At 60.1% G+C, this 12,248-nt stretch carries 17 protein-coding genes; 11 read left to right on the top strand and 6 right to left on the bottom strand.

Annotation, left to right across the window (positions count from 1 at the left end):
• Window position 1 precedes the first annotated feature (1 nt).
• Complete coding sequence (locus NQL71_RS25835) at window positions 2–799, top strand: SDR family NAD(P)-dependent oxidoreductase (protein WP_046817588.1); 798 nt, start codon at window positions 2–4, stop codon at window positions 797–799.
• A gap of 27 nt (window positions 800–826) precedes the next feature.
• Window positions 827–1,237: an SRPBCC family protein gene (locus NQL71_RS25830; protein ID WP_077186054.1), complete on the top strand. Its 411-nt coding sequence runs from the start codon at window positions 827–829 to the stop codon at window positions 1,235–1,237.
• Between the two features lie 115 nt (window positions 1,238–1,352).
• Here NQL71_RS25830 and NQL71_RS25825 read toward each other — a convergent pair whose 3' ends face one another.
• Window positions 1,353–2,747, bottom strand: coding sequence for a sensor histidine kinase (locus NQL71_RS25825; RefSeq protein ID WP_046817586.1), 1,395 nt, complete (start codon window positions 2,745–2,747; stop codon window positions 1,353–1,355).
• Window positions 2,725–3,408, bottom strand: coding sequence for a response regulator transcription factor (locus NQL71_RS25820; protein WP_020796732.1), 684 nt, complete (start codon window positions 3,406–3,408; stop codon window positions 2,725–2,727). The genes NQL71_RS25825 and NQL71_RS25820 overlap by 23 nt, the downstream gene beginning before the upstream one ends.
• Window positions 3,409–3,723: 315 nt before the next feature.
• Between NQL71_RS25820 and NQL71_RS25815 the strand changes: the two genes are divergently transcribed.
• Window positions 3,724–4,653, top strand: a complete 930-nt coding sequence (locus NQL71_RS25815) for a hypothetical protein (protein ID WP_166619279.1) — start codon at window positions 3,724–3,726, stop codon at window positions 4,651–4,653.
• A gap of 278 nt (window positions 4,654–4,931) precedes the next feature.
• On the opposite strand, the gene NQL71_RS25810 is transcribed toward NQL71_RS25815, so the two are convergent.
• On the bottom strand, window positions 4,932–5,546 hold the full coding sequence (locus NQL71_RS25810; protein ID WP_274643564.1) for a glutathione S-transferase: 615 nt from the start codon (window positions 5,544–5,546) through the stop codon (window positions 4,932–4,934).
• A 364-nt stretch (window positions 5,547–5,910) separates the two neighbouring features.
• Here NQL71_RS25810 and NQL71_RS25805 point away from each other — a divergent pair, with 364 nt between their 5' ends.
• The 3 genes from NQL71_RS25805 (at window position 5,911) to NQL71_RS25795 (ending at window position 8,447) form a co-directional block, all read left to right on the top strand.
• Window positions 5,911–6,315 carry a TraR/DksA family transcriptional regulator gene (locus tag NQL71_RS25805; protein WP_007935965.1) on the top strand — a complete coding sequence of 135 codons (405 nt, stop codon included), beginning with the start codon at window positions 5,911–5,913 and terminating at the stop codon, window positions 6,313–6,315.
• A 197-nt stretch (window positions 6,316–6,512) separates the two neighbouring features.
• Window positions 6,513–8,117 carry a methyl-accepting chemotaxis protein gene (locus NQL71_RS25800; protein ID WP_046817583.1) on the top strand — a complete coding sequence of 535 codons (1,605 nt, stop codon included), beginning with the start codon at window positions 6,513–6,515 and terminating at the stop codon, window positions 8,115–8,117.
• Between the two features lie 120 nt (window positions 8,118–8,237).
• The gene (locus tag NQL71_RS25795) at window positions 8,238–8,447 is read left to right on the top strand and encodes a hypothetical protein (RefSeq protein WP_046817582.1); all 210 of its coding nucleotides are present in this window, start codon (window positions 8,238–8,240) and stop codon (window positions 8,445–8,447) included.
• 2 nt (window positions 8,448–8,449) lie between these two features.
• Here NQL71_RS25795 and NQL71_RS25790 read toward each other — a convergent pair whose 3' ends face one another.
• The 3 genes from NQL71_RS25790 to NQL71_RS25780 form a co-directional block, all read right to left on the bottom strand.
• On the bottom strand, window positions 8,450–8,689 hold the full coding sequence (locus NQL71_RS25790; protein WP_046817581.1) for a DUF2789 domain-containing protein: 240 nt from the start codon (window positions 8,687–8,689) through the stop codon (window positions 8,450–8,452).
• 140 nt (window positions 8,690–8,829) lie between these two features.
• Entirely contained in the window at window positions 8,830–9,060 is a 231-nt protein-coding gene (locus tag NQL71_RS25785; RefSeq protein WP_046817580.1) for a hypothetical protein, read from the bottom strand.
• Window positions 9,061–9,214: 154 nt separating this feature from the next.
• Window positions 9,215–9,454, bottom strand: a complete 240-nt coding sequence (locus NQL71_RS25780; protein ID WP_248687395.1) for a hypothetical protein — start codon at window positions 9,452–9,454, stop codon at window positions 9,215–9,217.
• A 55-nt stretch (window positions 9,455–9,509) separates the two neighbouring features.
• On the opposite strand from NQL71_RS25780, the gene NQL71_RS25775 reads away from it, so the two are divergent.
• The 5 genes from NQL71_RS25775 (at window position 9,510) to NQL71_RS25755 (ending at window position 12,224) form a co-directional block, all read left to right on the top strand.
• The gene (locus NQL71_RS25775; RefSeq protein ID WP_143512483.1) at window positions 9,510–9,719 is read left to right on the top strand and encodes a hypothetical protein; all 210 of its coding nucleotides are present in this window, start codon (window positions 9,510–9,512) and stop codon (window positions 9,717–9,719) included.
• 144 nt (window positions 9,720–9,863) lie between these two features.
• Window positions 9,864–10,334 carry a hypothetical protein gene (locus NQL71_RS25770; protein WP_077186126.1) on the top strand — a complete coding sequence of 157 codons (471 nt, stop codon included), beginning with the start codon at window positions 9,864–9,866 and terminating at the stop codon, window positions 10,332–10,334.
• Window positions 10,334–10,537: a hypothetical protein gene (locus NQL71_RS25765; RefSeq protein WP_179092186.1), complete on the top strand. Its 204-nt coding sequence runs from the start codon at window positions 10,334–10,336 to the stop codon at window positions 10,535–10,537. The genes NQL71_RS25770 and NQL71_RS25765 overlap by 1 nt, the downstream gene beginning before the upstream one ends.
• A 118-nt stretch (window positions 10,538–10,655) precedes the next feature.
• Entirely contained in the window at window positions 10,656–11,669 is a 1,014-nt protein-coding gene (locus NQL71_RS25760) for an ABC transporter substrate-binding protein (protein ID WP_077186057.1), read from the top strand.
• Window positions 11,670–11,786: 117 nt separating this feature from the next.
• Window positions 11,787–12,224: a DUF3995 domain-containing protein gene (locus NQL71_RS25755; protein ID WP_046817576.1), complete on the top strand. Its 438-nt coding sequence runs from the start codon at window positions 11,787–11,789 to the stop codon at window positions 12,222–12,224.
• The last annotated feature ends 24 nt before the right edge of the window (window positions 12,225–12,248 follow it).

Genomic DNA, 12,248 nt, shown 5'->3' with positions numbered 1-12,248 from the left:
CATGAAAATCGATCTGAGTGGAAAACTGGCGATTGTCAGCGGCAGCACCGCCGGCATTGGCCTGGGCATCAGCAAGGCACTGGCCGAATCCGGTGCCACCGTGGTGGTGATCGGCCGCGAGTCGGCCAAGGTCGAGCAGGCGCTGGCGAGCCTTCGCCAGCAGGTGCCCGGTGCGCAGCTGCGCGGGCTGACGGCCGACCTCGGTACCGCCGAAGGCGCCGAGAAACTGTTCGCCGCCGAACCACGGGCAGACATCCTGGTGAACAACCTGGGCATCTACAACGCGGTGGATTTCTTCGACACGCCCGACAGCGAGTGGACGCGCTTCTATGAGGTCAACGTGATCTCCGGCGTGCGCCTGTCCCGGCATTACGTGCCGGACATGGTCAAGCAGGGCTGGGGGCGGGTGATTTTCCTGTCTTCGGAATCCGGGATTGCGATCCCCGCGGACATGCTTAACTACGGCGTGACCAAAAGCGCCAACCTGGCGGTGTCCCACGGGCTGGCCAAGCGGCTGGCGGGCACCGGGGTTACGGTCAATGCGATCCTGCCAGGCCCGACCTTGACCGACGGCGTGGAGCTGATGCTCAAGGATGCCATTGCCGCGTCCGGTCGCAGCGTCCAGGAAGAAGCCGACGCCTTTGTACGCAAGGAGCGGCCGACGTCGATCATCCAGCGCGTGGCGAATGTCGAGGAAGTGGCGAACCTTGTTGCGTATATCGCATCGCCGCTATCCTCGGCCACCACTGGCGCGGCATTGCGAGTCGACGGCGGCGTCGTCGACAGCATGGCGATCTGAACCTTATTAATCGAGAGAGTGCTTTACATGGCAACAGCATCAGCAACCATCGACATCCCGGCCTCGGCCGACCAGGTCTGGCAATTGATCGGCGGCTTCAACTCGCTGCCGGACTGGCTGCCGTTCATTCCCAAGAGTGAGCTCAGCGAAGGCGGGCGGGTGCGCAGCCTGCAGACGGCGGACGGCGCGGTGGTGATCGAGCGTCTGCAAACCTTCGACAACGAGGGCAAGACCTACAGTTACTCGATCGAGCAGGCGCCGTTTCCGGCCACTCAGTACCTGGCGACGATCAAGGTCGAAGCACGGGGCGACGGGGCGCGGGTGACCTGGTCCGGTCGGTTTGAGCCGGTGGGTGTTAGCGATGAGGAAGTGGTGGCGTTGTTCACCGGGATCTATCAGGGTGGCCTCGAGGCCCTGCGTGCCAACTATCCCGCCTGACCCCGCACACTTGTAGGCGCTGGCTTGCCGGCGAAGGCGGCGGCACATTCAGCCTCGTGGTGCCAGACAGTCTGTCTTCGCTGGCAAGCCAGCGCCTACAAAGGGGCGCGTTGGGTCAGGCCGGTGGAATCAAACTCTGCCGACAATCGATCATCAACCGCGCGCCACCCAGTTCGCTGCTGCCCACTTCCAGGGTAAACCCGTGCAGGCTGACAATCGCCGCGACGATTGACAGGCCCAGGCCGAAACCGCTTTTCTGGTTGCCCGCCTCGGCGCGATAGAAGCGCTGGAACACCGCCACCCGTTCGGCCTCTGGAATACCCGGGCCGGAGTCCAGTACTTCGATGCGGGTATGCCCGCTTTCATTGACCCCGCGCAAAATCACCTGGCCACCGGGCGGGGTGAATTTGATCGAGTTGCTCAACAAATTGGCCACCGCCTCGAACAGCAAGGCGCGGTCGCCATTGAGTGGCGGCAACCACTCCGGCAGTTGCAGTTCAAATGTCAGGCCGTCGTCTTCCGCCAAGGGCAGATAGAAGTCATGCAGTTCCTGCAGCAACGGCACCGGGTCGAGCTGTACGAACCCGGATCGACGCTGGCGATCCTCCAGCTCGGAAATGCGCAGCAAGCCGCGAAAGCGCGCCATCAGCGTGTCCGCCTCGCCCAGTACCAGGTCCAGTTGTGCCGCTTGGGCCGAGCCTTCGCCGGCCTGTTGTTGCATGCGGTAGAGCTGCGCGCGCAGGCGGGTCAGGGGGGTACGCAGGTCGTGGGCAATGTTATCGCACACGCCCTTGACCTCGTGCATCAGGCGCTCGATGCGTTCGAGCATGGCGTTGACGATGGCGGCGAGCATGTCCAGTTCGTCGCGGCGATTGGACAGCGGCAAACGTCGGGTCAGGTCGCCGGCGACGATGGCTTCGGCGCTGCCCTGGATCGCCCGAATCCGCCTTAAGGGGCGGCGGCGCAACAGGTGCCAACCGACGATGCCTGGCAGGATGGTCAGGGTCACCCCCCAGAACAGCGCGTGCAAAATGATCCGCGTCACGGCAAACAGCGAGCCGTTGTCACGCACCAGTATCAGCCAGAGACCATCGCGGGTCTTGGTCGCCACGGCGTCGCAGCTGTCGTTGGGCAGCGTCGGGTCGTCGGAGTCGGCGCAGTCGCTGAGCATGTGGATCTTGCCGTCGAGCGGCAAGCCGCGCGGGATATGGTTCAGCGCACCGCTGAGGTAGCGATGCTGGCTGTCGAACAGGCCATAGGCGTCGAGACCGCGGATATCGAAGGTCATGCTGACGGCGAGGGCGTCCACCAGTTGCTCACCCTCAAAGCGCGAGAACAGGTGCTGGCGTTGCATCAGCGAATGCTTGGCCAGGTTGTCCAGGTAGGCGGAGACCTCGTAGTACATGACCCCCATGAGAATCCCGCTCCATAGCACGAACAACGCGCTGTACAGCGCCAGCAGGCGACTGCTGGAGGAGCGCCAGCCTTTAGACGGGTTCGGCAATGACATAACCCGAGCCTCGCACCGTCCGAATCAATGGAACATTGCCAGGTGGGTCGATCTTCTTGCGCAGGCGGCCGATGTGCACGTCGATCAGATTGGTGCCGGGATCGAAGTGATAACCCCAGACTTCTTCGAAGATCATCATCCGCGAGAGGATTTGCCCGGTGTTGCGCATCAGGAATTCCAGCAGCTTGTACTCGGTGGGCAACAGCGTCAGCAACTGGCCGTCGCGACTGGCTTCGTGGCTGATCAGGTTCAGTTCCAGATCCGCCACCCGCAGCGTGGTCGCTTGCGCGGTTACGGTGTTCTGGCGGCGCAGCAGGACTTCGACACGGGCGGCCATTTCATCGGTGGCGAAGGGTTTGGTCAGGTAATCGTCACCGCCGGCACGCAGGCCGCGCACGCGCTCGTCGACGTCGGAGAGGGCGCTGATCATCAGGATCGGCGTGGCCACGCCCATGGTGCGCAGCGTGGTGACGATCGCCAGGCCGTCGAGTTCGGGCAGCATGCGGTCGAGGGTGATCAGGTCATAGTTGCCGCTGACCGCACGCTCCAGGCCCTCTCGGCCATTGTCGACCCAATCGACGTCGAGCCCGTGGCTGCTCAGTTCGGCGACTATTTCCCGGGCGGTCACGGCGTCGTCTTCGATGGTCAAGATGCGGGTCATGGAGTTGGCCTGATATTCGATTCAAAACAGAGTGGAGAGCATTTTGCCAAGAATTGCTCGCAGGCTTCCTAAATAAAAGTTCATTTGAAACATATCCCCAGGAGCTGCCGCAGGCTGTGATCTTTTGATCTTCCTGATCAATGCATAAAACCCGCCGAGCATACCCATTCCTTGCATATTGCATGGATCGGGGAAGTTCAAACTTTCTAACTCGCTGAAAAATCAGGATTTATTAAAACCCCGCGACTGGCACGGTGACTGCAATTGCTCTTTCGAGACTTGTAACACCATCTTTCTGCCTGGAGCGATACAACAATGAATAGATCCTCTGAGGGTTTCTATCCCGCCACGGATGAGTCGAGCACGGTGTCTGGCGTGTCCTGGGGGGCGATCTTCGCCGGGGCCGCGGCGGCTGCGGCATTATCGCTGATCCTGGTGCTGCTCGGTTTCGGCCTGGGGTTCTCGGCGGTTTCGCCGTGGGCCAATGAAGGCATGAGCGCCAAGGGCTTGGGCATATCGACGATTGTCTGGCTGGCCGTCACGCAAATCATCGCTTCCGGGGCCGGTGGCTACATCGCGGGCCGGTTGCGGGTGAAGTGGGCTTACATGCATGGCGATGAAGTCTACTTTCGTGACACTGCCCACGGCTTTCTCGCCTGGTGCGTAGCGACCCTGGTGACAGCGACCCTGGTGGCCGGCTCGGTCAGCAGCATCGTCAGTGGCGGGGTGCAAGCCGGGGCGCAGGTCGCCGGTGGCGCCGCCAACGCCGTGACCCAGGCGGCAGGCACCGCGGCAGCCAATACCGACAGCGATCAGTACGGCTACTACATCGACAGCCTGTTTCGCGATGACCGTCCGGCCGCCGTCAGCGATGACGCCGCCCGAGGCACTGTGACGCGCATTTTCGTGCGCTCCCTGAGCGACGGTCAACTGGCCCCTGAAGACCGCACCTACCTGGCACAACTGGTGGCCCAGCGGACCAACCTGACACAAGCGGACGCGGAACGTCGAGTCGACGAGGTTTATGCCCGTACGCAAAAAGCCGTGGCCGACGCCAAGCTGGCGGCGCAACAGGCTGCTGACACCGCCGCCAAAGTCGCTGCCTGGACCACCTTGTGGATGTTTGTAGCGCTGCTGGCCGGTGCGTTCTTCGCCAGCCTTGCCGCGACCTTCGGTGGCCGTCGCCGGGATGCCGTGGTGTATGTGGAAACCGACACCTACGTCACTACTGCTCCGATTCGTTAACCCAGGAGAATCATCATGCGTTCATTACTGTTGTTCTTTCTTGGTGTACCTATCCCGATCATCATCCTGATCGCTCTGTTCATGCACTGATCTACTGGGGCTTGTGCCTCTGCCGCTCCTGCCTTGCGCAGGAGCGGCGTTTTTATTTAGGGATATCCATTTGAATTGATGTTGAATGTCAGTCCCTCTTCGCGAGCAAGCCCGCTCCCACAGGGGGGAATGCGTTCCACTGTGGGAGCGGGCTTGCTCGCGAAGAGGCCAAGTCAGGCGCTATAAATTCATCCATCAATCGGCGTAGCAACAAACGCCTCAAGCCCCTCGGCATAAACGGTAAAGGCAGCAATCCGCGGAAACTGCGCGACATCCACCTGATCCGGCACCACAAGGTTGGTAAAGCTCCACGCCACGGCCAGTGTGATGCCATCCTGACCAATCGAGCCGTCACTCGGCAGCGGCTGCTTTTCCAGCTCCCATTCCAGCGCCGCATAGGCCGCCGCCAATTGCCCCTCGACGCGATCCACCCAAGGCTGGAACTGGATCTCTGCCGGGCGCAGGTTGCGCTCATAATAAAGCTGCACCGACTTTTCACTGGCCGCGAGTGCCAGGCCAATCAGGCGCAGTGCGCGCAGGCGTTGCTCGATGCCCTGGGGCATCAGGCTGCGGCCAGGTTCGGCCAGGGCTTCCAGGTAGTCGATGATCAGCGTCGAATCCATCAACACCTCGCCATCGTCGAGCACCAGGGTAGGCGCCTTGACCACCGGGTTGATCTGCTGGAACTGCTCGAAGGTCCTGAACACCGACACCGATTGCTGCTCCAGGGCGATGCCCAGGCGCTTGGCCGAAATGGCAACGCGTCGAACGTAAGGTGAATCCAGCATGCCGATCAGCTTCATGTAACCGCTCCTTTAGATAGCCATTTGCCGAGCCACAACCTTAGCTGAGCCCGGTCGACCTGCAACCAGGGGGCATGCAGCTCAGCGGTTTGTCTTGCATATACCTGTGCAGGATTGAATTTCTTGCTATAAACGCACTCCGATATCCGCCTGGATGCCTGCCTTAGAGCATTTTCGAGGCTTTGTCGGACAAATTCGCTGTCTTTTCAGTTGCTGAGGCCTCAAGTCGGCCTTAGACTGCCGCCCCTCGTAAATTGAGTGCCGGGTGGCGCTTGGTATAAACGGCGCCTTTGCGATGACCTTCGATGGTCCGCCGCAACGCTCCCTAATTCGCCTTAATGCACGTTTTTTTATAGAGATATCAATGACAAAGGACAAGTTGCTGGCCATGCCGGCGGATGACTACATGAATGCCGAGCAACATGCTTTTTTCTCTGAGCTGTTGCAGAACATGAAAGTCGAAACCCACGAGCGCATCGAGCAGAACCGCATCGCCATCGAAAGCCTGGACACCCCGGCGGACCCGGCTGACGCCGCTTCCGTCGAAGAAGAGCGCACCTGGCTGGTGAACGCGATCGACCGTGATCAGCGCATGCTGCCCCAGTTGGAACAAGCCCTGGAACGCATCAAGGAAGACAGCTTCGGCTGGTGCGATGACAGCGGCGAGCCGATCGGCCTCAAGCGCCTGCTGATCAGCCCGACCACCAAGTACTGCATCGAAGCTCAAGAACGTCACGAGCAGATCGACAAGCACCAGCGTCAGGCCTGATTCTGTAAAAAAGATCGCAGCCTTCGCCAGCCCTGTGGGAGCTGCCGTAGGCTGCGATCTTTGCTTTGCGACATCTACAAATCCCCCCAGTTTCTATTGATCTGCTGCAACGTCCCCTACTAAAGGCTCATGGATAATGGCCTTATGCTGGCGTTTAATGCGAAGACAACAACTAGAATATTGGCGGGGTGACAAAGATGACGAGAGACGGATCTCGGGTGGCGGCAGTGCCTGCACCAATGCTTTTGCCGAAAAACCGCTGGCTGACACCGACACTGCAAAGTATCGCCCTGATGCTGTTGCTGTGTGGCATGACCCTGGGCGGCTGGTCGCTCTACCTGGGCCTGCCTGTGGCGGTCCTGATCATCTGGCTACCGCGCCTGCGCTCTCGCGAAACGCCCGAAGCCGTGCCCGCCGATACCTCCAGCGCGCTCTCGGCACTTACCCGCGAACTTTCCTACACCACCAGTCATAACGCCCTGTCAGCCGCTGGCGTGGCCTTCTCGGTCAAGCAACTGGCCGACAAATTGCAATCGCAACTGGGCGCGGCGGCGCGAATCGTCGGCAATGCCGAAGTCATGATTGCCACCGAGCAGGCCACCTCGACCCTCAGTCGCCAGGCGCTCACTGCCGCGAGCGAAGCGCACCAGAGCGGTGTGGCAGGGCGCACCGAATTGGTCGAGTCGATCGCCCGCATGCACCAGCTCAGCCAGCGCGCGAGCAACAGCCGTGAATTGATCGAGGCCCTGAGCCTGCGCAGCGATGAGATTCAGCGGGTCACGCTGGTGATCCAGTCCATCGCCAGCCAGACCAACTTGCTGGCCTTGAACGCAGCGATCGAAGCGGCACGGGCCGGGGAGCACGGCCGCGGTTTTGCGGTGGTGGCTGACGAAGTGCGAGGGCTTGCCGCGCGCACGGCGACCGCTACCGGAGAAGTTGGCGATATGGTGGCCGATATCCAGCAACGCACCGCGCAAGTGGTCGAGCAGATCCGCCAGCTATCCGCAGACCTTGACACCGGGGTCGAGCAGGTCGAACAGACGGGCCAGCACCTGGAAAACATTGCCCGCCTGGCCGCCAGTGTGGAAAGCCAGGTTGGTGAAATCGCCCGTGGTGCTGAAACCAACCGCGAACAACTCGACAGCCTGTTTCACGCCATCGAGCAGATGCGCAGCGACCTGGCCATCAGCGACCAACAGACCCAGCGCCTGGCCCAGGCAGCGGTGCAAATGGAAGGCCAGGCCGAGACCATCAGCGAGCGCCTCGCCGAAGTCGGCCTGGATGACTACCACCAGCGGATCTACGACCTGGCCCGGGAAGGCGCGAGCCAGATTGCCGCGCGTTTCGAAGCAGACATCGATGCAGGCCTCATCAGCCTCGAAGACCTGTTCGACCGCCAGTACCAGGCGATCCCCAACACCCACCCGACCAAGTTCCACACGCGTTTCGATCGTTACACCGATCAGGTCTTGCCGGCGATCCAGGAACCGCTGCTGCCACGCCACGAAGGCCTGGTATTCGCCATCGCCTGCACCCAGCAAGGCTATGTGCCGACGCATAACAAGGCGTTCAGCCAGCCACTGAGCGGCGACGTAGAGCGCGATACCCTGCACAACCGCAGTAAACGCAAGTTCGCCGACCGAACGGGGATCCGCTGTGGCAGTCATCAGCAGGCAGTACTGTTGCAAACCTACACCCGCGACACCGGCGAACTGATGCACGACCTATCAGTGCCGATCATGCTCAAGGGCCGTCATTGGGGTGGTTTGCGCCTGGGGTACAAGCCGGAAAACCCTCGATGATGGACGGCTATTGTTACAACTTTGGTAACTGAGCTGTACAAAGTCGATATTGTTTCCGCGCCTGGGGAATCGTTACCATACCTCTATTAGTTAGGCAGCTAACGGAATTGGAGGCGCAGCATGCACAATAAAGTTGATGTCGCGGTCATGATCGGCAGCGGGGTACCCGCCAATTTGCGAGCCGTGGGGCAGAGCATCTGCTGGGTGGTGCTGCTCAATGGCGAACGCCGTGGCACCGCCTATTCCAGTCGCAACGAAGCGGAAGAATGCAAGGCTGCCTGGCTGGCGCAATTACGCGCCGAATCGATCGGCAGCCTGCACTGTGCCTGAGGTTAGTGAACCTGATGCATGCGCAGGTTCAGGTCGTCGACCACCCGCGCCCAGTCGGCATCTTCACGCAATTGTTCTTTGAGGAAGCCTGCCTGTTGCGGGGTCCAGAACTCGGCATCGATGAGTTTCTTGTCGTCGGGCAGGGGGGAATGGCTGGCAATGAAATCGTCTATGCCTTTCTGGCTGGAATCCAGGCCGAGTTGGTCGAACAAGCCTTTCAAGTCGTGGGTCGGTGATTCCATCTTGATCTCCTTGCAGGTCATCGGTCGTGTCGAGTGAAAGATTTGAAGAGCGTCTGCGTTACATCTGAGGCAGCCGTGCTTCAGTAAGTTCGAAAACGATGTTCAAACGCAGCAGTGAGCATAGACCGCAAATCCGCGTGTCAGCTTTTAAGGGCGCCAGCATCGACGGCGGCCTTGAGTTCCAGGGCCGATTGCTGGGCGGCGAGGGCTGCGATGTCGGAGGATTTGAACCAGCGATCTTTCTCGACCTGATGATAGGTCACGGTTTTCAGCGGCGGTTTGGCGCGCATCACGATCACGGCCTGGAATTCGCCGTCGATTTCCCTGGCTTCGCCCCTGATGAAAAACTCGCCGATATCAAATTCCGTCACGTTGCAGCCTTCCCATGAAAAATATTGTTGTTTAACGCACCCGCCACAGGCCGGCGCGTTTGATTGGTCGGGCAGTATGGCAGCAGTTGCAAGCCGGCGGCGGAGTAAAGTCGCCGGCCTGACGAAACCTTCAAGGGAAAGCGGAACGAAAGTGTCACCTACGTGACTCAAGTGCGCGGGCGAGGGCGCAGGCCTGGTTATGATCGGCGCGGAAACCTCTTACGTGTCCCGTGGAAGTTTCCTTGATATGAAAGAAAGCGTTACCCGCCAGAACCACCTGAAATCTTGGCGGCGCGGCATCGGCTTCGGCAGCAAGCAACACCGCAGGGTGCAGGACAGGATGAGTGTTGGAGTAAGATGCCTGGGGGTGGGCAAAGTGTGTCAGTGTGCACATATGAAGTCCTTTTCGTGGTTTGCCGACGTAATGAACGTCGTTATGGGTAGTCTCGATGAGCATCGCTGCTCTAGAATCAGCCTTATTGGTGGGTGGACAAGGGTTATCTAAAGCAATTTTCGCCTGGCGATATGTCAGAAAAGTGCTTTTTTATAAGAGTTTTTTCCCTAAAGTTGATAGTCCGTATTTCTCTGGCCGTTCCAAGGGCGTTTTCCTTCAGCCTTTGTCGAATGCCGGGCGAGACGATGTGAGCGGCATCCAGTAATCTTCTCAAGCCTCGAGAGGGATGAGTGCTCTGCTCATCCAGGATCTCAACCCGGGTTATCTGGCTTCACCTCGGCATTGCCGCTTTTTTTGGCTGTGCGCTTTTTTCGCGTGCGGCATCATTTTCAGATGTGGGGATGTTTCCTTGGCAGTAAGTAATCTCGATATGCATGCTTTGTTTGTGCTGGGTGATTTGCGCGCAAAGCTGGTTAAACAGTTTCAGTCACGTTTCGTTTACCTTACCGAACAGAGTGCCGAAGGCATTTACATTGCCGAAATCGACACCGAGGCCGCGCTGGTGGTGGACGATAAGCCGGGGCTCAAGCTCAAGGTCGGCGATCATTTCAGCGCGTCGGTATTGCCCAGTCGTGAAGGCGGCAAGCTGGAAATCAAGTTTCGCGACATCAAGCACACGGTCTATGGCCTGGGCGACTACGCCTTCGTGACCACCGCCGATGGCCATGCGATCCTGTTCAAGGAAGGCCACAGCGTGGTGACGGTGTTCGCCGCCCACCAGCAGTTGCAGGAAGGCCTGACCAAGACCCTCAAAGCCGTGACCGGCAAGGCCGCCAAATGGCGCAAGGGTGAGTTGGTGACGTTCAAGGCCAGTGAGTAGTGAACCTGCCCCGCGCCGATTTCCACCAACAGCATGAGGCCAGCGCGCGAGCCGAGGCCCTGCGCCTGTTTGAACACAAAGCTCTTCTGCAGGGTGCCTGGCTGACCTGGGTGGCCTCTCAGATCTACGCGTTGCGACCCGCGGCATACGCCAGCATGGTCAGGCGAGAGCTGGCGCTTCTACAGGAAAAATCCGGAAACTGATCCACTTCCCTCGAAAGCAGGAACCTCTACTACAGTCAGTTGACTGAGTATTCAGAGGCTTTGCAGTCGTCTGCCAGGCCATCCTGCCATTGCTGTGAACAGCACGAGGTGCACAAGCATGAAAGGCATTTGCCAGTTGCTGGCCGCTGTCGTGGCCACGTTCGGATTGTTGGCGTCACCCGCTCCGGTGCTGGCTGCCAGCGCTCCGATCCACTTTGCCGACCTCAACTGGGAAAGCGGCAGCCTGATCACCGATATCCTGCGGATCATCGTCGAGAAGGGTTATGGGCTGCCGACCGACACCTTGCCGGGCACTACCATCACCCTGGAAACCGCGCTGGCCAACAATGACATCCAGGTCATTGGCGAGGAGTGGGCCGGACGCAGCCCGGTCTGGGTCAAGGCAGAAGCCGAAGGCAAGGTCGCGAGCCTGGGCGATACGGTCAAGGGCGCCACCGAAGGCTGGTGGGTGCCGGAGTATGTGATCAAGGGCGACCCGGCCAAGGGCATCAAGGCGATGGCGCCGGACTTGCGCAGTGTCACCGACCTGCCCAAGTACAAGGACGTGTTCAAGGACCCTGAAGCCCCGAGCAAGGGGCGCTTCCTCAACAGCCCCATCGGCTGGACCTCGGAAGTGGTCAACAAGCAGAAGCTCAAGGCCTATGGTCTCGATGACAGCTATGTGAATTTCCGCAGCGGTTCGGGAGCGGCGCTTGATGCGGAGATCAGCTCGTCGATTCGCCGTGGCAAACCAGTGCTGTTCTATTACTGGTCGCCCACGCCGCTGCTCGGTCGCTTCAAGCTGATCCAGCTGGAGGAGCCGCCCTTCGATGCACAAGCCTGGAAAACCTTGACCGACGCCGACAACCCGAACCCGCAACCCACCCGCTCGCTGCCATCGAAGCTGTCCATCGGCGTGTCCACGCCGTTCCAGAAGCAATACCCGCAGATTGCCGAGTTCTTCGCCAAGGTCGATTTTCCCATCGACCCGTTGAACCGGGCGCTGGCCGAGATGAGTGAAAAACACACGCCACCGCGTCAGGCCGCCGAAGCGTTCATGAAGGCGCATCCCGAAGTCTGGAAGGCCTGGTTGCCCAAAGACGTCGCGGACAAGGTGTCTGCCGCCCTGTAGACACTGGCTGCAAATGGCCATGTATCTCGTTGGTCGGGTCGTTGGCATCAGTGCGTGCACGGCAAAAAAAGCCAACTAGGATGAGTCTGTTCAAATCCCTTTCAAGGATTGCAGACCATGACCTTCGTGTTGGCTCAATGGCTGGCGACGGTAATTGCGGTGATCGCTCTGGTACACGTGTATTGGGCGTTTGGCGGCGAATGGGCCGCCGTGGCGGTGGTGCCACAGGTGCCGGTGGAGGGTGGTGCGCGGTTGCAGCCGGCCTTCAAGCCACGGGGCTGGATGACGATGCTGGTGGCGGCGGCGTTGCTGGTCATTGCCCTGTTGGTGTGCTTGCGGGTTGGCTGGTGGCTGCCGCAGGTGGATCATAAAGGGTTGCAGTGGGTGATCAGCGCCATTGCGCTGTTGCTGTTCGCCCGGGCCATTGGCGATTCGGAGCTGGTGGGGTTTTTCAAGGAGGTCAAGGGCTCGGGGTTTGCGCAGCTGGATACCTGGGTCTACTCGCCGTTGTGTGTTTTGCTGGGGGCGGGGTTGTTGGCGGTGGCCTGGGCCTAGATCGCAGCGATGGCGTCCTGACAG

The organism is Pseudomonas serbica, assembly GCF_028823535.1.
Taxonomy (GTDB): domain Bacteria; phylum Pseudomonadota; class Gammaproteobacteria; order Pseudomonadales; family Pseudomonadaceae; genus Aquipseudomonas; species Aquipseudomonas serbica.
The sequence above is the reverse complement of the archived record's forward strand: the minus strand, read 5'-3'. Positions and strand labels throughout refer to the sequence as shown.